The organism is Microbacterium sp. G2-16M, from assembly GCF_055809115.1.
Window position 1 is genome coordinate 247529 of the sequence record NZ_CM147897.1, and the last position, 24958, is coordinate 272486.

Here is a 24958-nt window from a genome sequence, read left to right on the forward strand (position 1 = left end):
GCCTCGGGGCCGCCTGGACACTCAGCGCGCCAGTCCCATCCGATGGGCCAGGATCACCAGGTGCACGCGGTCGCGGGCGTCGAGCTTGGCGAGGATGCGGCCGACGTGCGTCTTCACCGTCGATTCGCTCAGGAACAGCTCCGCCGCGATCTCGGCGTTCGTCAGGCCCCGTCCGATGGCGGTGAACACGTCCCGCTCCCGCTCGGTGAGCGCGGTCGGGGGGTCGGCGGGCACCGGGGCGGCGGCGTATCTCTCGATCAGCAGGCGGGTCGCGCGCGGGGCGAGGATCGCGTCCCCCCGGTGCACGGCGCGCACTGCGGCGACCAGGTCGTGGCGGGGGACGTCCTTGAGCAGGAATCCGCTGGCGCCGGCCTGCAGCGCGCCGAACGCGTACTCGTCGAGGTCGAACGTGGTCAGCACCAGCACGCGGGTCGCGGGATGCGCGGCGACGATCCGCCGGGTCGCCTCGATGCCGTCCAGGCGCGGCATCCGGATGTCCATCAGCACGACGTCCGGCGCGTCTCGGGCCGAGACCTCGATCGCCTCGGCGCCGTCACCGGCCTCGCCGATCACCTCGATGTCGGGCTCGGACTCGAGGATCAGGCGGAAGCCGACCCGGATGAGCTGCTGGTCGTCGACGATCACGACGCGGATGGGTGCGGTCATGCGTCCCCCTGGACCGGATGCGGGATGGGAATGCGGGCGCGCAGGCGCCAGGTGCCGTCGCGGCCCTCGGACCGGAGCTCGCCGCCGAGGAGGGCCGCGCGCTCGGCCAGCCCGCGCAGGCCGAAGCCCGGCGGCGTCGATGCCGGCCGGACGCCGTCGTTGTCGATCCGGACCGTCACGTCGTCGGTCGCGTAGGCGACGCGCACCGTGATCCTCGAGGCGTTCGGCGCGTGCCGGATCGCGTTCGTCACGCCCTCCTGCACGATCCGTCCGACGGCGTACGCGATCGGCGCCGGGACGTGGTCTTCACCTGTGGTGCTCAGCGACACCGGGAATCCGGCACGCTGTGCGACGGCGACGCTCTCCTGCGGCGGCACGGGGGCCAGCGGCGCCAGCGGCGAGGCGACGCCGTCGGTGCGGAGCACGCCGAGCATCGTGCGCATCTCGTTCAGCGCCTGCCGCGCGGTAGCGGCCGCGGCATCCGTCGCGTCTCGGGCGCGGTCGCGATCAGCGGTCGCCCCGGCGCCCTCGGTCAGTGCGACGATCACGGTGAGGGAGTGCGAGACGATGTCGTGCATCTCGCGCGCGATGCGCTCGCGCTCGGCCGCCGCCGCCAGCTCTGCCTGCTGGTCGCGCTCGATCACCAGCTGCCGGGAGCGGTCCAGGATCGCGGCGATCCATCGGCGACGGTTCCCGATGTTCACGCCCACCAGGGCGCCGACCAGCACCGAGAATCCGGTGTTGAAGAACGTGTTCAGCGCCGACATCAGCGCGAGCGCCGGGTCGGTCACGGCGAGGGCGGCGGCGGTGGCGAGCGTCACGAGCACCGTGCAGGCCAGGGCGGCGATCACGCAGATGCGGTTGGAGCCGTAGACGGCCAACGCGTAGGTGGCCACGACCAGCGCCGGCACGGCCGCACCGTGCGGTGCGGCGATGGTGGTCAGCTGCAGTGCCGTCGCGAGCGCGAACGGCAGCAGAGGCACCCGCCGGCGCACGAGGAGCGCGGCACTGGTGGCCAGGATCAGGAGGACGATGACCAGCGAGATTCCCCACCACGGTGCTTCCGCGCCCGGGCCCGCACCCGCGGAGTCGACGCGGCGCGCATTCGTGGCGCCGGGGATGGCGAGCAGCAGGCAGGCGAGAGCGATCAGGATGTCGGTGAACAGCGGATGCCGCGCCCAGAACCGTCGGATCACGCCCGGCGGACGCGGCAGCCGGAGGTCCGCATCCTCGAGGATGCGGACCTCCGGCTCACCAGCCTTCGTCATGCCGGGGACATCCGGCTACGCGTCGCGGGATCGCAGGACCGCCCAGGATCCCAGGAGCCCGGCGGCGACCCAGCAGCCCAGCGTGATCAGCGCCACGGGGACGCTCATCGTCCCCTCGGCGCCCGGAGGAGTGGTGACCACCATCGCCGCGAACATCGGCAGATACTGCGCCGCGTCGTGGAGCCAGCTCCACGCTCCCTCCGCGGGGAAGATGCTGCCCACGATCGGCAGCACGAACAGCAGCCCGACCGTGGCGGCGATGGCGCCGGCGCCGCTGCGCAGCACGAACCCGAACGACAGCCCGATCGCGGCGAACACCGCCATGGCCAGCGCGCCGTAGAGGATCGGCAGCAGCGTGATGCCCGGGTCGCCGATGTCGATCGGCGACGTGCCGAGGATCGCGGCGACCGGGATGGTCGAGATCGCGAACACGGCCAGGCTCACCAGCCCCATCAGGGCCGTGACGACGATGGCCTTGGCGCCGACGACGGCCCCGCGTCGGGGCTCGGCGGCCAGGGTCGAGCGGATCATCCCCGTCGAGTACTCGCCGGTGATGGCGATCGCGCCCAGCGCGCCGGCCAGCAGCATCGTGAACTGGATCGGCGAGATCACCGCCGAGGCGAGCATGCGCGGCAGGTCGAGGGCCTCCGCGGGGGCCGAGGCGAAGGAGGCGCGCATGGAGGCGGCCACGATCGCCGCGAGGCCGACCGACAGCACGGCCACGACGGCGATCGACCACCACGTGGACCGCAGCGTGAGCAGCTTGATCGTCTCGCTGTTCAGCATGCGCGGAAAGCTCAGTCGCACGTCGTCGACGGCGCGGACACGTGCCGGGGCGGGAGCGGTGACGGTGGTCATGAGATGTCTCCTGTCGGGTAGTCGGCGCTCGCGTACTCGACGGACTGCTCGGTCAGAGCCAGATAGGCGTCCTCGAGCGACCCGGTGGTCGGGGTGAGCTCGTGCAGCGGGATGCCGTGTTCGGCGGCCAGATCGCCGACGCGTGCGGCCGGGACCCCGCTGATCTCCACGGTGTCCGGGGCGGTGGCGGTGACGGTGACCGATGACCCGGCCACCAGCGACACCACCTCGGCCACACGCGGGCTGCGCACCCGGGTGGTGGCCACGGTCCAGGAGCGGACGAGTTCGTCCAGCGGCGCGTCGGCGAGCACCTTGCCCCGGCCGAGCACGATGACCCGATCGGCGGTCTGCGACATCTCGCTCATCAGATGGCTGGACAGCAGCACGGTCCGGCCCTCTCCGGCGGCGCGCCGCACGAACTGCCGGACCCACCGCACGCCCTCCGGGTCGAGCCCGTTGACCGGCTCGTCCAGGATGAGGGTCTGCGGGTCGCCGAGCAGGGCGGCAGCGATCCCGAGGCGCTGGCCCATGCCGAGCGAGAACTTCCCGGCGCGCTTGCGGGCCACCGAGGCGATGCCCGCCAGCTCGATGACCTCGTCCACGCGGCGGGACGGGATGCCGTGGGTGGCCGCCATCGCACGCAGATGATTGCGCGCCGTGCGCCCGGTGTGCACGGCCTTCGCATCCAGCAGCACCCCCACCTCGCGGAGCGGGGCGCGCATGGCCGCATACCGCGAGCCGTTGACGGTGACGGCGCCCGCGGTCGGCCGGTCCAGGCCCACGATCATGCGCATCGTGGTGGACTTGCCGGCGCCGTTCGGCCCGAGGAACCCGGTGACCTTTCCGGGCTGCACGGTGAACGACACGTCGTCGACCGCGGTCTTCGCCCCGAATCTCTTCGTGAGGTGCTCTGCTGTGATCATGTCTGAACGCTAGCGGCCGTCACCGGCGACCCGCATCGGCCCGGGGTGCCGTCTTCCCGGATGGGACCGGCACCGCGGGACGACGCACGTCGCCGGCAGGGTGCCTGACACGGATGCCGCGGGGCGGTCAGTCCTGCTGATCGCGGGCCTGCACGGTCAGAGCCCGCTCGACGCCGGCCAGGTTCTCGGCGACGAGGCGCCGCAGCGCAGCCGGGGCGTCGGCGTGCTCGGCCAGCCAGGCCCGGGTGGCGTCGCGGAGCGCGACGTCGGCCAACGGCGCCGGGTAGAGCCCCCCGATCAGGTAGTTGGCGATCTGGTAGGTGCGCGCGTTCCAGATCGGCAGCAGCATGTCGAAGTACTGGGCTGTGAACGGCTCCAGCAGCGCCGCGCCGGCGGGGTGCACGAAGCCGGCGGCCGCCGCACGGACGACGGTGTTCGGCAGATCGTCGCCCACGACCAGCCGGTCCCACGCGGCCTGCTTCGCGGCCGGGGTGGACAGTGCGGCCTGGGCCTGGGCGGCGAACTCCCCGCCCTTGGCGGTGTTGTCGGCGGCCAGTGCCGCATCGATGTCGGCGGCGGTGACCTTGCCGCCGGCGGCGAGCGAGACCAGCAGCTGCCAGGACAGGTCGGTGTCGATCTGCAGGCCGTCCAGGTCGGCCTCCCCGTCGCGCAGGCGCCGCACATCCTCCCACTGCGCCGGTGTGGCGGCCGCCGAGGCGAATGCCGTCACCAGCTGCAGCTGGCTGTCGCTGCCGGCCTCGGCGGCCTGCGCGAGCTGCCAGAGGCCGTCGGCCACCCGGGTGCGGGACTCGTCGCGGTGCGCGGGCGCCACGTAGCTGTTGGCCGTCAGCAGCAGCTGGCCGAGAGTCGTGCGCAGCGTCGTGGACTCGGTCTCGGCGCCGATGTTGCCGAGCACGAGGTCGATGTAGTCGCTCGGGGACGACTCGGCGTCACGCGTCTGATCCCACGCCGCGCCCCACACCAGAGAGCGCGCCAGGGGGTCCGAGATCTTGTCGAGGTGTGCGATCGCGGTGGCCAGGGACCGGTCGTCCAGGCGGATCTTCGCGTAGGCGAGGTCGTCGTCGTTGAGCAGCACCAGGTCGGGCCGTTTGTGGCCCTTCAGCTCGGGCACGTCCGTGCGGTCGCCGTCCACGTCCAGCTCGATGTGATGCACGCGGATCAGGGCGTCGCCGTCCAGGTTGTAGAAGCCGATCCCGAGGCGGTGCGGGCGGATGGTGGGGTAGTCGGCGGGGGCGGTCTGCACCACGCCGAACCGGGTGATCACGCCGTCCGCGTTGTCCTCGATCAGCGGCGAGAGCGTGTTGACGCCGGCCGTCTCGAGCCACTTCTGCGACCACGCGCCCAGGTCGCGGCCGCTGGTGGTCTCCAGCTCGGTGAGCAGGTCGACCAGCTCGGTGTTGCCCCACTGGTTCTTCTGGAAGTAGGCGGCCACGCCGGCGAAGAACTCGTCGATGCCGACCCAGGCGGTCAGCTGCTTGAGCACCGAGCCGCCCTTGGCGTACGTGATGCCGTCGAAGTTGACCTGTACGTCCTCCAGGTCGTTGATCTCGGCGACCACAGGATGGGTCGAGGGCAGCTGGTCCTGCCGGTAGGCCCAGCTCTTCTCCATCGCGTTGAACGTCGTCCACGCCCGGGACCACTCGGTCGCTTCGGCGGTGGCGATCGTCGAGGCCCACTCGGCGAACGACTCGTTCAGCCACAGGTCGTTCCACCACTTCATGGTGACCAGGTCGCCGAACCACATGTGGGCCAGCTCGTGCAGGATCGTGACGACCCGGCGCTCCTTGACGGCATCCGTCACCTTGCTGCGGAACACGTACGACTCGGTGAAGGTGACCGCTCCCGCGTTCTCCATCGCGCCTGCGTTGAACTCGGGCACGAACAGCTGGTCGTACTTGGCGAACGGGTAGGGGAAGTCGAACTTGGACTCGTAGTACGCGAAGCCCTCGCGGGTCTTCTCGAAGATGTAGTCGGCGTCGATGTACTCCCACAGGCTCTTGCGCGCATAGACGCCGAGCGGGATGACGCGACCCGAGGCGCTGGTCAGCTCGGAGCGGGTGACCTCGTAGGGGCCGGCGATCAGCGCCGTGATGTAGGACGAGATGCGGTGGGTGCGCTCGAACGACCAGGTCGCCGCGCCGTCCTCGGCCGGGACCGGTGCGGGGGTCGGGGCGTTGGAGACGACCGTCCACTCGGCCGGCGCGGTCACCGTGAACCGGAAGCCCGCCTTCAGATCCGGCTGCTCGAACACGGCGAACATGCGGCGCGAGTCGGGCACTTCGAACTGCGAGTAGAGGTAGACCTCGCCATCGACCGGGTCGACGAAGCGGTGCAGACCCTCGCCCGTGTTCGTGTACAGGCAGTCGGCGACCACGATCAGCTCGTTCTGCGCCGTCAGTCCGTCCAGCGCGATCCGCGAGTCGGCGAAGGCGACCTGGGGGTCGATCGCCCGGCCGTTCAGGGTGATCGAGTGGACCTCGCGGGCGATCAGATCGATGAAGGTCGACGCCCCCTCCGTCGAGGTGAAGCGGACGGTCGAGGTCGACGAGAAGACTTCGGCCCCCTTCGTCAGATCGAGGACGACGTCATACTCCTGCGTGTCGACGACAGCGCGGCGCTGCTGCGCCTCGATACGGGTGAGGTTCTCTCCAGGCACTGCGTTGCTCCCGTGGTAGGGGTCGATGGATGCCGCGGCCGGCGCTGATGGCACCGGCGACAACCCACCCAGCCTAAGCGTTCGGCGCGTGATCTGATCCGCCTGCGCACGTTCCCCTGTCGGCGCGGGGCCCGAGTCAGTACCGTGATCAGCACGAGCTCGCGCAGACGCCGCGGGACCGGAGGTGTGGCACAGATGGATGCTGGCAGACGATCGGCGCGTGCACGCGGGCGCGGGATGCTCACGACGCCACTGCATCCGTCGGGAATGACCGAGAGCATCCACCCGGCGCTGATCCCGGGGATCGGAGTCGAGGAGACGGGACGCCGATTCGGGACGAACTGGACGGTGTTCGGCATCGCGGGCGGACTGGTCCTGATTGTGGTCGTCTGGTCGTTCGTGGCCCCCGAGGTGCTCCGGGATGTGGGCGCCACTGCGCTGCAATGGGAGACCGACAATTTCGGCTGGCTCTTCTCGGGCCTCGTGCTGGTCGTGCTCGTCTACATGCTCGTGCTCGCCTACGGTCGCACCGGCGGCGTTCGCCTCGGGGCGGATGACGAGAAGCCCGAGTTCTCGACCATGTCGTGGATCGCCATGCTGTTCTCGGCCGGCATGGGGATAGGACTGCTGTTCTACGGCCCGTACGAGCCGCTGACATTCTTCACCTCGCCGCCGCCGGGGATCGCCGTCCAGCCCGACTCCACTCGGGCGATGCAGGTCTCACTGGCCCAGACGATGTTCCACTGGGGGCCGCTCGCCTGGGGCTTCTACGCGCTCGTCGGGGGAGCGATTGCGTATGGGGCCTATCGCCGCGGTCGAGCACCGCTCATGTCGGCCATCTTCGCGCCCATGTTCGGCAAGAGGGTGGAGGGCTGGCTGGGGGCGGTCATCGACATCTTCGCGATCATCGTCACCCTGTTCGGCACGGCCGTCTCGCTCGGCATCGGCACGCTGCAGATCGGCCGCGGACTGCAGCTGGTCACCGGGGCCGGCGCGCTCGGCAATGGCGTTCTGGTGGCGATCCTCGCGGTGCTGACCGGATTGTTCGTGATCTCGGCCGTGTCCGGGGTCAAACGGGGAATCCGCGCTCTCTCCAACCTCAACATGTTCATCGCCGGCGCGTTGGCGGTGTTCGTGTTCCTGGTCGGTCCGACGCTTCTGCTGCTCACCCTGATCCCCTCGGGCGCAGCCGAGTTCTTCGGAGAGCTGTGGACCATGGCCTCGCGCAATGCGCTGCAGAGCGACGCCTCCTCTCAATTCATGGCGTCGTGGACGACCTACTACTGGGCGTGGTGGATCTCGTGGTCGCCGTTCGTGGGCATCTTCATCGCGAAGATCTCGCGCGGTCGCACACTGCGGGAGTTCGTGACCGCCGTCGTGTTCATCCCGGCCTCGGTGTGCTTCCTCTGGTTCACGATCCTCGGCGGCACGTCGATGGACATGGAGCAGCGCGGGCTGAAGGTCTCGCAGGCCTCGCATCCGGAGGACATTCTGTTCGAAGTGCTGCACAACCTGCCCGCGGGCGCGGTGACCGCGGTCGTGGCGATGGTCTCGATCGTCGTGTACTTCGTGACGTCGGCAGACTCGGCCTCGCTTGTGATGGGCTCGATGAGCCAGCGCGGCAAACCCGAGCCGGACCGGTGGGTGACGCTCACCTGGGGTGTGCTGATGGGCGCGGTGGCCGGGACGCTCATGGTGCTCGGCGGTTCGCAGGCGCTGAACGGCCTGCAGTCGCTGATGGTGGTCTCGGCCCTGCCGTTCGCGTTCATCGTCATCGGCGTGATGATCGCCTGGGCCAAGGAGCTGCGCGTGGACCCCTACGTGCTCCGGGCCAAGTTCGCCCGGGCCGCCATCGCGCAGGGCGTGCGGGCCGGGATCGCGGAGCACGGTGACGACTTCGCGTTCGACTCGATGCACGTCGCCGAGGGGGAGGGTGCCGGCGCCTGGCTGGACACTGGGGATCCGCAGCTGACCGAGTGGTACACATCGGCCACGTCCGAGCTGGGCGTCGTGGACGCCGAGGACGTCACGCGGACTCTCGACCCCGGACGGATCCAGCCCCGGGGCCCGGAGCGGGCCGATCACACGGCCTCCGGCGACGGCGCCCTCTCATCCGGTCGGTTTCGCCGCGAGCGCGGACGGCGCGTTCACGACCAGGATGGCGGGCACGACCAGGATGGCGGGCATCCGTAGGATTGAGGCATGCGCATCCACATCGCGACCGACCATGCCGGCCTCGAGTTCTCCACCCGCCTGCAGCATCACCTGGGTGACCAGGGCCACGAGGTCATCGACCACGGGCCGATCGAGTACGACGCGCTCGACGACTATCCGGCGTTCTGCATCCGCGCCGCCCAGGCGGTCGTTCGCGACCAGGAGGCGGGCATCTCCACGCTCGGCGTCGTGTTCGGCGGCTCGGGCAACGGCGAGCAGATCTCGGCGAACAAGGTCACCGGCATCCGCGCGGCCCTGGTGTGGAGCATCGCGACCGCAGAGCTCGCGCGCGAGCACAACGACGCGAATGTGATCGCGATCGGCGCCCGCCAGCACACGTTCGAGGAGGCGGCCTCCTTCATCGACCGCTTCATCGCGACGCCGTTCTCGGGCGAGGAGCGCCACGCCCGCCGCATCGCGCAGCTGCGGGCGTTCGAACAGGACGGCTCGCTGCAGCCCGATCCGCGCGCGGCCGGCTCCGTCTGATGCCCGAGGGGCATTCGGTCCACCGCATCGCGCGACAGTTCGACCGCAACTTCGTCGGACAGCAGGTCGCGGCATCCAGCCCGCAGGGCCGCTTCGTCGAGGGCGCGACGCTGATCTCGGGGCGCACCGCCACCGAGGTCAAGGCCGTCGGCAAGCAGATGTTCCTCGAATTCGACGAGGAGCTGTGGCTGCGGGTGCATCTCGGGATGTACGGGGCGTGGGACTTCGCCGGCGAGATCGTGGTGGACCCCACGATCGCGTCGGCGAACGGCCGGATGGGCCAGACCAATCAGCGCGGCACCGTCCTGCCGGACGAACCGGTGTGGGATGCCGCGGGTGAGAACTCGATGACCTCCATCGGGGCGCCGCGCCGCGCACGGGTGCACGTGCGGATGTCGGAGCAGACCCGGGGGCTCGGCGACGAGGGCGCCCAATGGCCGCCGCCGGTAGTCGGACAGGTGCGCCTGCGCCTGCTGACCGACCTGACCTGCGCCGATCTGCGGGGACCGACCGCGTGCCAGGTGCAGACCCCGGATGAGATGCTCGCCACGATCGCGAAGCTCGGACCCGATCCGCTGGCGGGCGACCCCGACAAGGGCGAGGAGCGCTTCACCGCCGTCGTGCGCCGCAAGCCGACGCCGATCGGGCTGCTGCTGATGGATCAGAGCGTGGTCAGCGGCATCGGCAACGTGTACCGGGCAGAACTGCTGTTCCGCGCGCGGCAGAATCCGCACACGCCCGGGCGCGACGTGCCCGAGGAGATCGTCCGGGGCCTGTGGCGCGACTGGGTACGGCTGCTGTCGATCGGCGTCGAGACCGGTCAGATGATGACCATGGACGACCTGGACCCGGACGCCTACCGCAAGGCGATGGCCAGCCGCGACGACCGGCACTGGGTGTATCACCGCGCGGGACTGCCGTGCCGGGTGTGCGGCACGGCGATCGTGGTGGAGGAGGCCGCGGCGCGCAAGCTGTACTGGTGCCCGCACTGCCAGGCCTGACGCGCGCCTAGGCTGGCCACATGCGCCAGAACCCGAGCTTCGCCATGACCGACGTCGCCGAGATCCGCCGGCTGATCGAGCGCAACCCGTGGACCACCCTGGTCAGTCAGACCGAGGACGGGTTGGTGGCTTCCCACTACGCGGTGCTGCTGGACGAGGACCGCGACGACCTCACGATCGTCGGCCATGTCGGCCGCCCGGACGATCTGATCCACGGGCTGGGCGAGCGCGAACTGCTGGTCGTGGTGCAGGGCCCGCACGGCTACGTCTCGCCCGGATGGTACGGCGGCGGCACCGCGGTGCCGACCTGGAACTTCGTCTCCGCGCATCTGTCCGGCGTGCCCGAGATCCTCAGTGCGCAGGAGAACGGCCGGGTGCTGGACCGGCTGGTCCGGCACTTCGAGACACGGCTGCCGCAGCCGCGGCTGATGTGGGAGCCGCCGAACGACCCCGAGTACGTCGAGCGCCTCGCGCGGGGGACGGTCGGCTTCCGGCTGACCCCGACCCGTGTGGTGGGCAAGCGCAAGCTCAGTCAGAACAAGCCGGCGGAGGTCGTGGAGACCATCATCGCCGAGCTGTCCGGTGACGGCGCGTACGCCCAGCCCGCGCTGGCGGCCGAGATGCGCCGCGCCCACGACGCCCTGACCCGGAATCGCGGGTAGCCGGTTCGGGCACTCGGCGGATCTCGCCCACGGCGGGATGCGGGGGAGCGGGTCATCTCACCCGACTCTTTGTTCGCCTCTGGGCGGAGCTGGTGACGAGTTGGACGCGGCGTAACTCCGGACAGCTTCCGCGAAATAGTGCCGTTATATCCCTTGACGCATAGTAGCTGTGTTCGATACACTGGGAGGAGTTCACTCGAGGATCGGACCGGAGGTTTCGCTCATGTCGGCATCATCTGCGGGTCTGTCTCCGGTGCTGTGTGAGGTGGATGATCTGGTCGAGGATCTGACGGAGTCGCGGATGCTGGGGGCGCGGGCGTTTGCGGCGGAGATGTTCTTCTTCGAGCGTGCGGCCGGGCTGGTGGTGCGGCGAGAGCAGGAACGCGCCGCCCAGGCGGGGGACGGGGCTGTCACCTCGTCGTCGCAGTGGGGGATGCGGGAGCTGTTCGCTGAACTGGCCGCGGCGCTGCATCTGAGTGAGTGGCAGGTGGCCCGTAAGGTGTCGATGGGATGGACCCTGGTGCACCGGTTCTTCGAGACCCTGTGTCAGGCAAGCGAGGGCCGGATCTCTCCGGAGCATGCGACCCTGATCGGTGAGACCGGTGCGGTGATCGAAGACGATCAGGTGCGTCGGGAGTACGAGGCGGTCGCCCTGGACATGGCGGGGGAGTTGACCCCGGCACAGTTGCGGCCGGCGTTGTCCGGGCTGGTGTCACGGTTGGACCCGGAAGGCACCCAGCGGCGGGTGCGGGACGCCGTGAAACGGCGGAAAGTGACGGTGCGGGAGTTGGAGCCGGGGCTTGCCGGGTCACCGCGGACGTGCCCACCACCCAGGGTGTGGGAATCGTGACTCGGATCACCGAGATCGCCGACCAACTGTTCACACAGAACCAGACCGACCGCGCAGAATCCGAAGCAGCCGCTGCTGCCGGTGCCGGCGACGGTGACGGGTCTGGGGAGGTGGTGGTTGATGAGCGGACGCGGTCGCAGATCATGGCGGACGTGTTCAGTGATCTGCTGCTGACCAACGTGCCCGATGGGCACGGTGCCACCGAACAGGCCAGAGAGAACCTCGGGGCGATCGTCGGGACCGTGCAGGTCACCATCCCGGCCAGCACGCTGACCGGCGAAACCGTCGGCGGCAGTGAGGTGGTCGGGTTCGGGGCGATCGATGACGAGGTCGCCCGGGACCTGGCCGGGGCGGCGCGGGCGTGGACCCGGGTGTTCACCGACCCGTGCACCGGGGTCCCGACCAGTGTGGCCCGGTACCGGCCCTCGAAGCGACAGCGGCTGTTGCTGCGGGTGCGGGATGAGCACTGCCGGTTCCCCGGCTGCCGCCGCCCCGCCCACAAATGCGATGTGGACCACACCCTCGCGTACGCGGACGGCGGGACCACGTGCCTGTGCAATCTGGCACACCTGTGCAAACGCCACCACACCCTGAAGCACGAGACCGACTGGGTCGTCATCCAGCTGCCGGGCGGGATCCTGGAATGGACCGCCCCCACCGGACGCATCCACCACACCCGACCACCCGGCACCGTCAGATTCGAACCCATCGCGCTGATCGCCGACGAGCCACGACACAGGCACGCCCTCGCCCGCGACCCTGCGCCCTTCTGAACGCCGCACCGGGGCTTCAACGAAAGACACCCCCGAGTCGGGGGCGTCCTTCGTTGAAGCGGCGGTGTCTACGCCGCGAGGTGTGCGACGAGGAACCAGCGGTCCTTCTCGATGCCGGCCTTGATGCCGATGACGATGTCCTGGCTGGTCAGGTCGATCTCGTCGAGCCCGTCGATCGCGGCCTGCAGGTCGGCGATGACGAGGTCCATGTCGGCGATGACGCTGCGCACCATGTCGTCCCAGGGGGTGAATCCGGCGCCCACCTCTGTGGCGGCGACCTTCTCGGCGACGGTGGTCAGTCGGGCATCGATGGGCAGACCGAGGGCGACCACGCGCTCGGCGGCCTCGTCGGCCCAGCCCTGCGCGTGCGTCACGACCGAGTCGAGCAGTTCGTGGATCGCGATGAAGTTCGCCCCGCGCACGTTCCAATGCGCCTGCTTGCCGTTCACGGCCAGAGCCTGCAGCCCCAGCGCGACCGGGGTGAGGAACTGGGCGGAGCCGGCCGCGACGGTCGGGTCGACTGCGGCGGTCGGTGTGGTCTTCGTGCTGGTCATCTCGTGGCCTCCATCTCGATAAGACGAACTCATCAGGGTCAACGCTACCGAGGCCTGGACATTCCGCAAGCAAGCGCAGGCTGTGCTTACCGGCCCGACGCGCGGTCCGGATGATGCGGGGATGACGGCTCCGAGCGACTACCGTCGAGGGGTGCCATCCGCTGACCACGACCTCGGACCGCAGGACCTCGAAGCGCCCGCGCGACCGCGTGCCCGCCTGCGCCGCGACCGCTCCCCGGAACACTCCGAGCCGTCGCGGTTCATCCCGCATGTGCAGGGGCTGCGCGCGATCGCGGTGCTCCTGGTCGTGCTCTACCACTTCTGGCCGGGACGGCTGCCCGGCGGCTACGTCGGCGTGGACGTCTTCTTCGTCATCTCCGGCTATCTGATCACGGCCCACCTGTGGCGCGAGCTGACCCTGACCGGCGGCGTGCGCCTGGGACAGTTCTGGGCGCGCCGCGCGCGGCGCCTGCTGCCGGCATCCCTGCTCGTGCTGCTGTTCTGTGCGGTGGCGGTGATGTCCCCGTACATCATGCCGACCTCGGCCTTGCAGAACGAGGTGAAGGAGATCACCGCCTCCACATTCTACGTGGAGAACTGGTATCTGGCGCTGAACTCGGCCGACTATCTCGGCCACTCGGGCAGTCCGACCACCGTCCAGCACTACTGGTCGCTGTCGCTGGAGGAGCAGTTCTACGTGATGTGGCCGCTGCTCATGCTGCTGGCGGCATGGCTCGTGGTGCGCTGGGTGAAGGGCCGTCTGCGGGCGACCGTCGTGGCGACCCTGGCCGTCGTGTCCGTGGCATCCTTCATCTTCTGCGTCGTGTTCACGATCACCAACCCGGCACCCGCCTACTTCGTGACGTTCGGCCGGATGTGGGAGTTCGGGCTCGGCGGCATCGTCGCGCTCGTGCCCGCCCTGCACGTGCGCAACAAGTGGCTGAGCTTCGTCCTCGGCTGGGGCGGGATCCTCGCCCTGCTGTACACGGCGTTCCGCTTCGACGGGCAGACGGTCTTCCCCGGCTATGCGGCGGCGCTGCCGGCCCTCGGTGCGGCGGCCATCATCGCGGCATCCAACACCGACCGCTGGTGGTACCCGACGCGGGTGCTCTCCTGGAAGCCGGCGCAGTTCACCGGCGACATCTCGTACTCGCTGTATCTGTGGCACTGGCCGCTGATCATCATCGCGCCGTCCGTCCCGTTCTGGGGGCTGACGATCTACCACCGCGTCGCGCTGCTGGTGATCTGCTTCGTCGTGGCCTGGCTGACCAAGCGGTTCGTCGAGGACCCGGTGCGCCGGTGGAAGGCGCTGACCAGCCGTCGCGCCCGCGTGTCGCTGCTGGCGTCGCTGGCGGCCATGGTGCTGGTGGCCGGCACGGCGGGTGCCGCCTGGGCCGTGAACGCCCCGGCCTACCGGGCGGGAGTGCAGGCGATCGAGCAGGTGCGCGACAACCCGCCGGACTGCTTCGGTGCGGCCGTGGTGCTGGACCCGTCGTGCGCCGGCACCGACTTCGGTTCGACGATCCTTCCCGCTCCCGGCTTCGCCGGCGCCGACACGCCGCACAGCGACCGGTGCTTCGTGCAGCTCAACAACGCGCGGCCGGAGGAATGCACGTTCGGCTCGGAGAAGGAGGGCGCGCCCCAGGTCGTGCTGATCGGCGACAGCCACGCCTACCAGCTGCTGCCGACGTTCCAGCGGATGGCCGAGAGCAACGGCTGGCGCCTGATCACGTTCTTCAAGGGCGCCTGCCCGTGGAACACGACGCCGCTGTCGACGCCGGGGGCGTTCGGCGACGCGTGCACCCAGTGGCGGACCGCCGTGGACGAACGTCTGGCGAAGCTGAAGGCGGATGTCATCTTCACGGCATCCCTGGCCACCACCCCGTACTCGTCCGCCGGATACCCCTCGGCGCACGACGCCGCGGTCGCCGGCTACCGCGCCGCGTGGAAGCCCGAGCTTGATCGCGGTGCGAAGATCATCACGGTCGTGGACAACCCGGTGTGGGAGACCGACCCGAACAAGTGCCTGCGCATCCGCGCGCAGTCCGACTGCACCGAACCGCGCAGCAGCGGCCTGGTCGCGGATGACCCGGTGAAGGCCGCAGCAGAGGGCGTGCCGGGAGTTACCCTGCTCGACTTCACCGATGCCTACTGCGATGACACGACGTGCTTCCCGGTGGTGGGCGGGGCGAACCTGTACCGCGACCAGGACCACCTGACGGTGACGTGGGTGAACACGCTTCAGCCGTGGTACACCGCCGCCGTCAAGGAGGCCCTCGGCCAGGCCGGATGACGCAATAGGGTCGAAGCATGATCGATTCCGCAGCATCCGTCCTGTCCGTCGGCCAGGCGCAGCCCCAGATCGACGAGTCCGCGTTCGTGGCGGCCGGCGCACGCATCGTCGGCGCCGTGCGGCTCGAAGAGGGCGCGAGCGTCTGGTACAACGCCGTGCTGCGCGCCGACGGCGACACCATCACGATCGGCGCGGGCAGCAACCTGCAGGACAACGTCTCGGTGCACGTGGATGCCGGATCGCCCGTGGTGATCGGGCGGGATGTCTCGGTCGGCCACAATGCGGTGGTGCACGGCTGCACGATCGGCGACGGCTCGCTGATCGGGATGGGCGCGGTCGTCCTGAACGGCGCCCGGATCGGCGAAGGATGCCTGGTGGCCGGGGGAGCCGTGGTGCTGGAGAACTCCGACATCCCGGCCGGTTCGCTCGTCGCCGGCGTCCCGGCCAAGGTGCGGCGCGAGCTGACCGACGAGGAGCGCGATGGCCTGACCCGGAACGCGCTGATCTATCGCGAGCACTCGGCCGCGCATCGCGATGCGCGCCCTGCCTGACCCGCGTCGCGCCGTCTCCGCGCGTCCTTCCCCTGCGCCCTCTCCTCCTCGCCGGGATCGTACGATCTGGCCGAGTGCACATGAATTTCGGCCCGTTTTGATGTGGAGTCGCGAGTTTGATGTTCATTCGGCGGGTTGGAGGGCGGCTGAGTGCGGCGGGCGAGGCCGGCGGGCGAGGCCGGCGGGCGAGTGCGGCGGAGGCCGGCGGGCGAGTGCGGCGGGCGGGGCGGCGGGCGAGGCCAGCGGGCGGCGCGGCGACCGACCGCGGCGGCAGTGCCCGCACGCGCAGCGGGACATACGCACATCGGCGAGGCGGCGAAGCAATCGAGAGGCAGTGGAGGGGATGACGGGAATCGAACCCGCGTGATCAGTTTGGAAGACTGAGGCTCTACCATTGAGCTACATCCCCGAGGGCGCGCGAACGCACCTCGGAAAGTGTACTTGATACCGCGCATCCTCTCCGCGCACGCGGTCACAGGCGCGTCCGGTAGACTCCTTCAGGCCGTTTCAGCGCCACGCGCCCCGGGGCGTAGCTCAGCTTGGTAGAGCGCCCGCTTTGGGAGCGGGAGGCCGCAGGTTCAAATCCTGTCGCCCCGACGTCACGGCCCCACAGACCCCGACCTTCAGCCGCCACGTTCGCGTGCGGAAACCAGAGGAGAACGAATAAGGCATGGTCACGAGCACCGTCGAGAAGCTCAGCGCGACGCGCGTCAAGCTCCACATCAGCGTCACGCCTGACGAGTTGAAGCCGAGTGTGAAGCACGCGTACGAGCACATCGCTCAGGACGTTCAGGTCCCGGGCTTCCGCAAGGGCAAGGTCCCCGCGCCGATCATCGACCAGCGCATCGGCCGTGGCGCCGTCATCGAGCACGCCGTCAACGAGGGGCTCGACGGGTTCTATCGCGAGGCCGTGACCGCGCACGAGGTCAAGACCGTCGGCCGCCCGAACGCCGAGATCATCGAGTGGCCCAACGAGAAGGACTTCTCCGGCGACCTCAAGGTCGAGATCGAGGTGGATGTCCGCCCCGAGTTCGACCTGCCGGACTACGCCGGCACGACCGTCACGGTCGACGCGGTCGAGACCGACGAGGCGGCAGTGGATGCTGAGCTGGACCGGCTGCGCGGCCGCTTCGGCACGCTGATCACGGTCGACCGTCCGGCCAAGACCGGTGACTTCGTCGAGCTCGACCTGGTGGCCACGATCGACGATGCCGAGATCGACCGCGCCGAGAGCGTGTCGTACGAGGTGGGCTCGGGCGAGCTGCTCGAGGGCATCGACGAGGCGATCGAGTCGCTCACGGCGGGGGAGGACACCACGTTCCGCTCGAAGCTCATCGGCGGCGACCACGCCGGCGAAGAGGCCGAGGTGGCCGTCACGATCAAGGGCGTCAAGGAGCGCGAGCTGCCCGAGGCCGACGACGACTTCGCCCAGATCGCCAGCGAGTTCGACACCATCGCCGAACTGCGCGAGTCGCTGGCCGAGCGAGTGGGCCAGCAGGCCGTGTTCGAGCAGGGCTCGGCGGCGCGCGACAAGCTCGTCGAGGAGCTGCTGACCAAGGTCGAGATCCCCGTGCCGGACCAGCTCGTCGAAGACCAGGTGCGCGAACACCTCGAGCAGGAAGGACGGCTGGAGGACGACGAGCACCGCGCCGAGGTGACCGAGGCCAGCCAGAAGCAGTTCCGCACCCAGATGCTGCTGGACAAGATCGTCGAGCAGAACGACGTGCAGGTCTCGCAGGATGAGCTCACCCAGTACATCGTGCAGTCTGCCGCGCAGTACGGCATGGCGCCGCAGGAGTTCGTCGAGGTCCTGCAGCAGAACAACCAGCTGCCGGTGCTGGTCGGCGAGGTCGCCCGCAACAAGGCCCTCGCGGTCGTGCTCGGCAAGGTCAACGTCGTCGACACCACGGGCAAGCCGGTCGACCTGACCGGGTTCATCGCCACCGAGGACGAGGGCGTGGATGCCGCGGCCGACGACGCCGCCGGGGCCGACGCCCCGGAGGCCGACGCCCCGGCTGCTGACGCTCCCGCGAAGAAGGCACCGGCCAAGAAGGCGGCGGCCAAGAAGCCCGCCGCCGAGAAGGCGACCGCGGACGAGCCGGCCGCGAAAAAGCCGGCTGCGAAAAAGCCCGCCGCCAAGAAGGCAGCGCCCAAGAAGGACGCCGAGTAGACGACGGCATCGGGGCGGACGACTGCGGTCGTCCGCCCTTCGTCGTCCGGGGAGGCACGAGCCATGGCGATCGGTCTCCACGAGTGGCAGCGACGGGTGGATGCCGTCTGGCAGGATGCCGCGCTCGGCGACGATGCCCGAGGCCGCCGCTCGCTCTGCCGAGGGCGAACAGGGCCTGGTCGGGCAGCGCGCGCCGGTAGATTCGAACTCACGCAACCGAATCAGGAGCAGGAATGGCTGAACCCCTTGTCGCGACGAGTGTCTTCGACAGACTGCTGAAGGACCGCATCATCTGGCTGGGATCAGAGGTGCGCGACGACAACGCCAATGAGATCTGCGCGAAGATCCTCCTTCTCGCGGCCGAGGACTCGCAGAAGGACATCTACCTCTACATCAACTCGCCCGGCGGCTCCATCACCGCGGGAATGGCGATCTACGACACGATGCAGTTCGTCCCGAACGACATCGTGACCGTGGGCATCGGCATGGCCGCCTCGATGGGCCAGCTGCTGCTGACCAGCGGCACCAAGGGCAAGCGCTACATCACGCCGAACGCGCGTGTGCTGCTGCACCAGCCGCACGGCGGCTTCGGCGGCACCTCCAGCGACATCCAGACGCAGGCCCAGCTCATCCTGGACATGAAGAAGCGCCTGGCCGAGATCACCGCCCAGCAGACCGGCAAGACGGTCGAGCAGATCAACATCGACGGCGACCGCGACCGCTGGTTCACCGCCGACGAGGCGCTCGAGTACGGCTTCGTCGACCACATGCGCGAGCACGCCGAAGACGTGCACGGCGGCGGCGGAACGACCAAGTGAGAGACGAAGGAGACATTCGCATGACCACCCCCTCTTTCGGTCTTCCCGCCGCGCCGCGCGGCCTGCAGATGCCCGGCAGCCGGTACGTCCTCCCGCAGTTCGAGGAGCGCACCGCCTACGGTTACAAGCGCCAGGACCCGTACAACAAGCTGTTCGAGGACCGCGTGATCTTCCTCGGCGTGCAGGTCGACGACGCGTCGGCCGACGACGTGATGGCGCAGCTGCTGGTCCTGGAGAGCCAGGACCCCGACCGCGACATCATCATGTACATCAACTCGCCCGGCGGCTCGTTCACTGCCATGACGGCGATCTATGACACCATGCAGTACGTGTCGCCGCAGATCCAGACGGTCGTGCTCGGCCAGGCCGCCTCCGCGGCGGCGGTGCTGCTGGCCGCCGGCGCGCCCGGCAAGCGACTGGCCCTGCCGAACGCCCGCATCCTCATCCACCAGCCCGCCGTCGGCGAGGCCGGTCAGGGGCAGGCGTCGGACATCGAGATCCAGGCACGCGAGATCCTGCGGATGCGCACCTGGCTGGAGGAGACCCTGGCCAAGCACACCAACCGCACGCAGGAGCAGGTCAACAAGGACATCGACCGCGACAACATCCTGTCGGCCACCGAGGCCGTTGAGTACGGGCTCGTCGACCAGGTGCTCACCACCCGCAAGCGCGGGCAGAGCGCGATCGGCGCGTAGTCGGCATCGCTGCACAGGCCCCGCCTCCCGCACCGGGTGGCGGGGCCTCTGCTGTGGGCGGATCGGGCGCCGATCGTGCCGCAATGCGGACGGATGTCGCCGCCTGCGATTAGGCTCGGAACACGCGGGTGGCAGCAGCCCGCAGCAGACGAGGAGGGGCCTGGCACATGGCACGTATCGGCGAAAGCGCGGACCTGTTCAAGTGTTCCTTCTGCGGAAAGAGCCAGAAGCAGGTACAGCAGCTCATCGCCGGCCCCGGCGTGTACATCTGCGACGAGTGCGTCGAGCTGTGCAACGAGATCATCGAAGAGCGGATGGCCGAGTCCGGCGACGGCACCGTGTCCGAGTTCGATCTGCCCAAGCCGCGGGAGATCTTCGCGTTCCTCGAGGAGTACGTCGTCGGGCAGGACGACGCGAAGCGCGCCCTGGCCGTGGCCGTCTACAACCACTACAAGCGCGTGCGCGCGCACTCGACGATCCAGTCGGCCGAGCAGCGCGCCGAAGAGATCGAGCTGGCCAAGAGCAACATCCTGCTGCTCGGACCGACCGGCTGCGGCAAGACCTACCTGGCCCAGACCCTCGCCAAGCGCCTGAACGTGCCGTTCGCCGTGGCGGATGCCACCGCGCTGACCGAGGCGGGGTACGTCGGCGAGGACGTCGAGAACATCCTCCTGAAGCTGCTGCAGGCCGCCGACTTCGACACGAAGCGCGCCGAGACCGGCATCATCTACATCGACGAGGTCGACAAGATCGCCCGCAAGGCCGAGAACCCGTCGATCACCCGCGATGTCTCCGGCGAGGGCGTGCAGCAGGCGCTGCTGAAGATCCTCGAGGGGACGGTCGCCTCTGTGCCGCCCCAGGGCGGGCGCAAGCACCCGCACCAGGAGTTCATCCAGATCGACACGACCAATGTCCTGTTCATCGTCGCGGGCGCGTTCGCCGGTCTTGAAGACATCATCTCGGCCCGCGTCGGCAAGCACGGTGTCGGCTTCGGCGCAGCGCTGCACCGCAAGGACGAGGACCTGAGCCTGTTCGGCGAGGTCCAGCCCGAAGACCTGCACAAGTTCGGGCTGATCCCCGAGTTCATCGGCCGTCTGCCCGTGGTCGCCTCGGTGTCGCCGCTGGATCGCGATGCGCTGATGGAGATCCTGACCACCCCGAAGAACGCCCTGGTCAAGCAGTACCAGCGGATGTTCCAGCTGGACGACGTCGAGCTGGAGTTCGAGCGCGACGCGCTCGAGGCGATTGCCGATCTCGCGGTGCAGCGCAAGACGGGTGCCCGCGGATTGCGCGCGATCCTCGAGGACGTGCTCGGCCCGATCATGTTCGAGATCCCCTCCACCGAGGATGTCGACAAGGTCGTCGTAACCCGTGCCGCCGTCGACGAGGGCGCCGCACCAACGCTCGTGCTGCGGGAGAAGCGCAAGAAGAGCGCCTGAGCTCAGGCGCGAACGGCCTCCGCGATCAGCATCCGGTCGTCGGTGCGCACCCAGGTCGCGATACGCGCGATGCGCAGGCCGGCCGGACGGTAGAACTCCTCTAGCCGCTCGGGCGTGGCGAACGAGTCGTGGTCCCGCGGATAGGGCACGTCGACCGGATGGTGCTCCGCCGTGTGCGGGCCGTGGTGGCCGCCGCTGACGAACGTCGCCGTGACCGCGCGGCCGCCCGGGCGCAGCACCCGCGCCCACTCCGCGATCGCCCGCTGCGGGGCGGCGAACAGGTGCAGGGCCGTGACGCACGTGATGAGATCGGCGGATGCCTCGGCGGCCGGCAGCGCCGCGGCATCGGCCTCCACCCACCGGGCGGACGGAAGCGCGGTGCGCGCGACCGCCAGCATGCCGGGGGAGACGTCGACACCCGTGATCGACAGGCCGGGGTGCAGCGCGGCCAGCGCACGGGCGGCCAGTCCGGTGCCGGTCGCGACATCCAGCGCCGAACCGTCCTCCGTCACGCGGGCGAATCGCGCGACCGATGCGGCCAGCGCGCGGTGCATCGCGTTCTCGTCGTAGTCCGCCGCGCGGGCGTCGAACGCATCGCGGATCGCGGCGACGCGGCTGTCGGGGGACGCGCTCATGGCGGACCCGCTATCCGTCCAGCCCGCGCCGCTTCAGCAGCGGCGCGATCTCGGCGTCCCGGCCGCGGAAGTCGCGATACGCCTCGAGTGGGTCCTTCGACCCGCCCACACCCAGCAGCTTCTCGCGGAAGCGATCGCCGTTCGCCCGGGTGAGTCCGCCGTTCTCTTTGAACCACTCGACCGCATCGGCGTCGAGCACCTCGCTCCAGATATAGGAGTAGTAGCCCGCGCTGTAGCCGCCCGAGAAGACGTGCTGGAAGTACGTCGACGAGTAGCGGGTGGGAACGGCCGGGTTGTCGAGCCCGATGTCGGCGAGGGCGGATGCCTCGAACCCGGCGACATCCAGGTCTGCGGCCGCGGCATCCCGCGAGAGCGAGTGCCAGGCCTGATCGAGCCAGGCCGCGGCGAGGTACTCGCTGGTGGCGAATCCCTGGTTGAACGCCTCGGACGCGTGCAGCTTCTCCACGACCTCGGCCGGCAGCGGCTCGCCCGTCTCGAGGTGCCGGGCGTAGTTGGCCAGCACCTCGGGCCACAGCATCCACATCTCGTTGACCTGGCTGGGGAACTCGACGAAGTCGCGGAACACGTCGGTGCCGGCGAAGTGCGGGAAGGTGACGGTGGCGAACAGGCCGTGCAGGGCGTGCCCGAACTCGTGGAACAGGGTGTTCACCTCGTCCAGGCTGAGCAGGGTGGGACCGGACGCCGGCTTGGACACGTTGAGGTTGTTCACCACGACGGCCTGGGTGCCGCGCAGCGCGGACTGGTCGACGATCGCATTCATCCAGGCCCCGCCGCGCTTGGTGTCGCGCGTGTACAGATCCAGGATGTACAGACCCTGCGGCGACCCGTCTTCATTGCGCACCTCGAACACGCGCGCGTCGGGGTGGTACGCCTGAAGATCGTCCCGCTCGGTGAACGTCACGCCGTACAGCTTCGTCGCGGCGAAGAACACGCCGTCGCGCAGCACGCGCTCGGCCTCGAACCACGGCCGCAGCGCGGCGGTGTCGATGGCGTACTCGGCCTGCCGCACCTTCTCGGTGTAGAACGCCCAGTTTGCGGCCGAGATCTCGGAGCCGGCCGAGGATTCCAAAGCCTCCTGCTCGCGACGCGCGTTGTGCGCGGCCGGAACAGCCAGGCGACGAAGCAGGTCGTGCACCGCCTCGGGCGTGCCGGCGGTCTCGTCGGCGGTGACATAGGCGGCGTGCGAGGCGTAGCCGAGCAGTTCGGCCCGTTCCGCCCGCAGGCGCACGATCTGCCGCAGCGTCGCGCGATTGTCGTGGTCGTTGCCGCGAGATGCGCGGGCGCGGGATGCCGTCATTATGCGCTCGCGCGCGCTGCCATCGGTCAGCGACGACAGGTACGGATGCCCCGTCGGGAGCACGAGGGTGACGAGGTACTTCCCCTCCAGGCCGCGATCGGTCGCTGCTTGCGACGCGGCGGACAGCTCGCCGTCGCTGAGTCCCGCCAGCTCCGCCGCGTCGTCGAAGACGACGGCCAGCTCGTTCGTGTCGGCCAGCAGGTTCTTGTCGAAGGCCGTCGTCAGCGTCGACAGCTGCGTGTTCAGCTCGGTCAGGCGCTTCTTCGCACCGTCGTCCAGGCCCGCCCCCGCGTGCGTCATCTCGCGATACCAGCGCTGCACGAGATAGCGCTGCTCGTCGTCGAGCTCGAGCGTGTCGAGCCCGTCGTGCAGCGTCTTGATGCGCCCGTACAGCGCTGAGTCCAGCTGGATCGCGTCTTCATGGGCCGCCATGAGCGGCGCAAGCTTCTCTTCGATCTCTTGGATCGCGTCGGTGGCGTCGGCCGATGACACCGTGTAGAACGCTCGAGCGACATCGCCGAGAAGCTGGCCACTGGTCTCCAACGGCACCATCGTGTTCTCGAACGTGGGCATGGATCGGACCCGCGTCACGGCGGCGATCTCCTGGAGGTGTTCGTCGAAGGCGAGCTCGAACGCGGGCAGATAGTGCTCGGGTCGGATGTGTGCGTAATCGGGCAGCTGGTAGGGAAGGCGGCTGGGGAGCAGAAGGGGGTTGGCCGAGGCATCCGTCATGAGATCCAGCCTAGTCTCCGAACGCAAAGATTCAATTGCAAAGAAATGGTTGCAAAGGATCGTTCGCAAAGGTATCTTTGCAGTCATGAGCGAGAACAAGATGCAGGGACGTGACGACCCGCGCGTCATCGAGGGGAGCGCACTGCGCGCTCTCGCGCATCCGCTGCGCGTGCGCATCTACGACATCGTGTCGCAGTACGGTCCGCAGACAGCGTCGAGCCTCGCGCAGATGATGGGCGAGTCCAGCGGCGCCACGAGCTACCACCTGAGGGCTCTGGCCAAGCACGGGCTGATTCAAGAGGCCGAGGGTCGCGGAAACGCTCGCGAGCGCTGGTGGGAACGGCCGCGCGGCGCAGTGTCGTTCGGCAGCCCCGAGGGACTGAAGACGCCGTCCGGGCGCGCGGCCACTCAAGTCGTCATGACCGAGTTCTTCAACCGGCGCCACGAGCAGCTCATGACATACATCGCCGAGGGCATCGCGAACCCCGAGCGGGATGAGCCGGATGCCAGCATCAACACCGCGACCGCGCATCTCACGCCCGAGCAGATGGGCGAACTTGCCCACCGCATGATGAGCGTCATCGACGAATTCGTCGAGAAGTACCGAGACCAGAAGGGAGACGACGTGCGCACGGTCACGATCCGCGCCGACGTCTTCCCGCTTCCCGAGGAGGGGCACTGACATGACCGGCATGACCACCCGAGCCGTTCCCGCCCGCCCGTACCTGGCACCGCCGACGGTTGTGGAGAGGATGCTGCTGTCCGGCGCACACCTGCTCGAGGCATCCGCGCACCGCCGGATGGCACGCCGCCAGCAATCAGCCGAGCGGATCGCGCAGGGTTTCGACCCCGTCGCACAGCGGCGCGCCTACGGCGCCGACGCGGCTCGGTCCTCGCTGTACCGGTGAGCAGTGTGGCACCGCGTGACCGCCTGCTCTGGCGGGATCGCTGATCGCCTCGCGCATCGTGGCGCGCTTCGGACGCGGGATCGTGATGGCCGTGGCCAACCTGTCGGTCGGCATCTTCTGTTTGCTGGTCGGACTGGCGCCCGGCGTGGTCACAGCGGTGGCCGCATACGCGGTCATGGCGTTCGGCGTCTCGGTCTGGAACGTGCCATGGGGCGCGCTGCGTCAGCAGATCGTGCCGCGTCCGCTCTTCGGTCGCGTGCTCGGCATCAACCGCACCCTGACGTGGGGGCTGTTCCCGGTCGCAACGCTTGCCGGCGGATTCGTCGCCCGCATCGATCTGCGTCTGCCGTTCCTGCTCGCCGGGGCCGTCATGGCGATGGCGACGATCATCTGGTGGCGGCTGGTCACGGCGGGAACCCGACAGGCCGGGGCAGAGGTCGAAGCGGCCGTCTGAGGGATCTCGCCGG

Annotated in this window: 23 protein-coding genes and 2 tRNA genes; 16 read left to right on the forward strand and 9 right to left on the reverse strand. The window is 69.3% G+C overall.

Annotated elements, in window-relative coordinates; translation table 11 throughout:
* Positions 1 to 21: 21 nt before the first annotated feature.
* The 5 genes from AC0L6F_RS01220 to pepN form a co-directional block, all read right to left on the reverse strand.
* Positions 22 to 666 (reverse strand): response regulator transcription factor, encoded by a 645-nt coding sequence (locus tag AC0L6F_RS01220; RefSeq protein ID WP_473538899.1) that lies wholly within the window; start codon positions 664 to 666, stop codon positions 22 to 24.
* A complete protein-coding gene (locus AC0L6F_RS01225) occupies positions 663 to 1934 on the reverse strand; it encodes a sensor histidine kinase (RefSeq protein WP_473538900.1) in 1272 nt (423 codons plus the stop codon). Before AC0L6F_RS01225 ends, AC0L6F_RS01220 begins: the two co-directional genes overlap by 4 nt.
* A gap of 15 nt (positions 1935 to 1949) precedes the next feature.
* Positions 1950 to 2792: an ABC transporter permease gene (locus AC0L6F_RS01230; RefSeq protein ID WP_473538901.1), complete on the reverse strand. Its 843-nt coding sequence runs from the start codon at positions 2790 to 2792 to the stop codon at positions 1950 to 1952.
* Positions 2789 to 3715, reverse strand: a complete 927-nt coding sequence (locus AC0L6F_RS01235) for an ABC transporter ATP-binding protein (protein ID WP_259611843.1) — start codon at positions 3713 to 3715, stop codon at positions 2789 to 2791. Before AC0L6F_RS01235 ends, AC0L6F_RS01230 begins: the two co-directional genes overlap by 4 nt.
* 127 nt (positions 3716 to 3842) lie before the next feature.
* Entirely contained in the window at positions 3843 to 6392 is a 2550-nt protein-coding gene (gene pepN, locus AC0L6F_RS01240; RefSeq protein ID WP_473539927.1) for an aminopeptidase N, read from the reverse strand.
* Positions 6393 to 6659: 267 nt separating this feature from the next.
* Here pepN and AC0L6F_RS01245 point away from each other — a divergent pair, with 267 nt between their 5' ends.
* The 6 genes from AC0L6F_RS01245 to AC0L6F_RS01270 all read left to right on the forward strand — a co-directional run bounded on the left by AC0L6F_RS01245 (position 6660) and on the right by AC0L6F_RS01270 (position 12378).
* Positions 6660 to 8585: a BCCT family transporter gene (locus tag AC0L6F_RS01245; RefSeq protein WP_473538902.1), complete on the forward strand. Its 1926-nt coding sequence runs from the start codon at positions 6660 to 6662 to the stop codon at positions 8583 to 8585.
* A gap of 9 nt (positions 8586 to 8594) precedes the next feature.
* Positions 8595 to 9092, forward strand: coding sequence for a ribose-5-phosphate isomerase (locus AC0L6F_RS01250; protein WP_473538903.1), 498 nt, complete (start codon positions 8595 to 8597; stop codon positions 9090 to 9092).
* Complete coding sequence (locus tag AC0L6F_RS01255) at positions 9092 to 10093, forward strand: Fpg/Nei family DNA glycosylase (protein ID WP_473538904.1); 1002 nt, start codon at positions 9092 to 9094, stop codon at positions 10091 to 10093. The genes AC0L6F_RS01250 and AC0L6F_RS01255 overlap by 1 nt, the downstream gene beginning before the upstream one ends.
* A gap of 20 nt (positions 10094 to 10113) precedes the next feature.
* Positions 10114 to 10755 (forward strand): FMN-binding negative transcriptional regulator, encoded by a 642-nt coding sequence (locus AC0L6F_RS01260; RefSeq protein WP_274635677.1) that lies wholly within the window; start codon positions 10114 to 10116, stop codon positions 10753 to 10755.
* Between the two features lie 223 nt (positions 10756 to 10978).
* The gene (locus tag AC0L6F_RS01265; RefSeq protein WP_473538905.1) at positions 10979 to 11605 is read left to right on the forward strand and encodes a DUF222 domain-containing protein; all 627 of its coding nucleotides are present in this window, start codon (positions 10979 to 10981) and stop codon (positions 11603 to 11605) included.
* On the forward strand, positions 11602 to 12378 hold the full coding sequence (locus AC0L6F_RS01270; RefSeq protein WP_473538906.1) for an HNH endonuclease signature motif containing protein: 777 nt from the start codon (positions 11602 to 11604) through the stop codon (positions 12376 to 12378). The genes AC0L6F_RS01265 and AC0L6F_RS01270 overlap by 4 nt, the downstream gene beginning before the upstream one ends.
* A 68-nt stretch (positions 12379 to 12446) precedes the next feature.
* On the opposite strand, the gene AC0L6F_RS01275 is transcribed toward AC0L6F_RS01270, so the two are convergent.
* Positions 12447 to 12932 (reverse strand): Dps family protein, encoded by a 486-nt coding sequence (locus AC0L6F_RS01275; RefSeq protein ID WP_259611846.1) that lies wholly within the window; start codon positions 12930 to 12932, stop codon positions 12447 to 12449.
* A gap of 151 nt (positions 12933 to 13083) precedes the next feature.
* On the opposite strand from AC0L6F_RS01275, the gene AC0L6F_RS01280 reads away from it, so the two are divergent.
* Positions 13084 to 15225 (forward strand): acyltransferase family protein, encoded by a 2142-nt coding sequence (locus AC0L6F_RS01280; RefSeq protein ID WP_473538907.1) that lies wholly within the window; start codon positions 13084 to 13086, stop codon positions 15223 to 15225.
* Positions 15226 to 15242: 17 nt separating this feature from the next.
* Positions 15243 to 15776, forward strand: coding sequence for a gamma carbonic anhydrase family protein (locus AC0L6F_RS01285; RefSeq protein ID WP_473538908.1), 534 nt, complete (start codon positions 15243 to 15245; stop codon positions 15774 to 15776).
* 335 nt (positions 15777 to 16111) lie between these two features.
* On the opposite strand, the gene AC0L6F_RS01290 is transcribed toward AC0L6F_RS01285, so the two are convergent.
* Positions 16112 to 16185, reverse strand: a tRNA-Gly gene (locus AC0L6F_RS01290).
* A gap of 114 nt (positions 16186 to 16299) precedes the next feature.
* Here AC0L6F_RS01290 and AC0L6F_RS01295 point away from each other — a divergent pair.
* From AC0L6F_RS01295 to clpX, 5 genes are all read left to right on the forward strand, one after another.
* Positions 16300 to 16373: transfer RNA gene (locus tag AC0L6F_RS01295), tRNA-Pro, on the forward strand.
* A gap of 73 nt (positions 16374 to 16446) precedes the next feature.
* Positions 16447 to 17946 carry a trigger factor gene (tig, locus tag AC0L6F_RS01300; RefSeq protein WP_473538909.1) on the forward strand — a complete coding sequence of 500 codons (1500 nt, stop codon included), beginning with the start codon at positions 16447 to 16449 and terminating at the stop codon, positions 17944 to 17946.
* Between the two features lie 233 nt (positions 17947 to 18179).
* Positions 18180 to 18764: an ATP-dependent Clp protease proteolytic subunit gene (locus AC0L6F_RS01305; RefSeq protein ID WP_274635671.1), complete on the forward strand. Its 585-nt coding sequence runs from the start codon at positions 18180 to 18182 to the stop codon at positions 18762 to 18764.
* A 20-nt stretch (positions 18765 to 18784) separates the two neighbouring features.
* Complete coding sequence (locus AC0L6F_RS01310; RefSeq protein WP_259611849.1) at positions 18785 to 19459, forward strand: ATP-dependent Clp protease proteolytic subunit; 675 nt, start codon at positions 18785 to 18787, stop codon at positions 19457 to 19459.
* A gap of 167 nt (positions 19460 to 19626) precedes the next feature.
* Positions 19627 to 20898, forward strand: coding sequence for an ATP-dependent Clp protease ATP-binding subunit ClpX (gene clpX, locus AC0L6F_RS01315; protein WP_274635670.1), 1272 nt, complete (start codon positions 19627 to 19629; stop codon positions 20896 to 20898).
* Between the two features lie 2 nt (positions 20899 to 20900).
* On the opposite strand, the gene AC0L6F_RS01320 is transcribed toward clpX, so the two are convergent.
* Together AC0L6F_RS01320 and AC0L6F_RS01325 are read right to left on the reverse strand one after the other, a co-directional pair.
* Positions 20901 to 21533 carry a class I SAM-dependent methyltransferase gene (locus AC0L6F_RS01320; RefSeq protein ID WP_259611850.1) on the reverse strand — a complete coding sequence of 211 codons (633 nt, stop codon included), beginning with the start codon at positions 21531 to 21533 and terminating at the stop codon, positions 20901 to 20903.
* A gap of 10 nt (positions 21534 to 21543) precedes the next feature.
* On the reverse strand, positions 21544 to 23583 hold the full coding sequence (locus AC0L6F_RS01325; RefSeq protein WP_473538910.1) for a M3 family metallopeptidase: 2040 nt from the start codon (positions 23581 to 23583) through the stop codon (positions 21544 to 21546).
* Between the two features lie 85 nt (positions 23584 to 23668).
* Between AC0L6F_RS01325 and AC0L6F_RS01330 the strand changes: the two genes are divergently transcribed.
* The 3 genes from AC0L6F_RS01330 to AC0L6F_RS01340 are packed head-to-tail and all read left to right on the forward strand — an operon-like array spanning position 23669 to position 24945.
* Complete coding sequence (locus tag AC0L6F_RS01330; protein WP_274635668.1) at positions 23669 to 24265, forward strand: winged helix-turn-helix domain-containing protein; 597 nt, start codon at positions 23669 to 23671, stop codon at positions 24263 to 24265.
* Between the two features lies 1 nt (position 24266).
* Positions 24267 to 24491: a hypothetical protein gene (locus tag AC0L6F_RS01335; protein ID WP_259611852.1), complete on the forward strand. Its 225-nt coding sequence runs from the start codon at positions 24267 to 24269 to the stop codon at positions 24489 to 24491.
* A gap of 28 nt (positions 24492 to 24519) precedes the next feature.
* Positions 24520 to 24945, forward strand: a complete 426-nt coding sequence (locus AC0L6F_RS01340) for an MFS transporter (protein ID WP_473539928.1) — start codon at positions 24520 to 24522, stop codon at positions 24943 to 24945.
* The last annotated feature ends 13 nt before the right edge of the window (positions 24946 to 24958 follow it).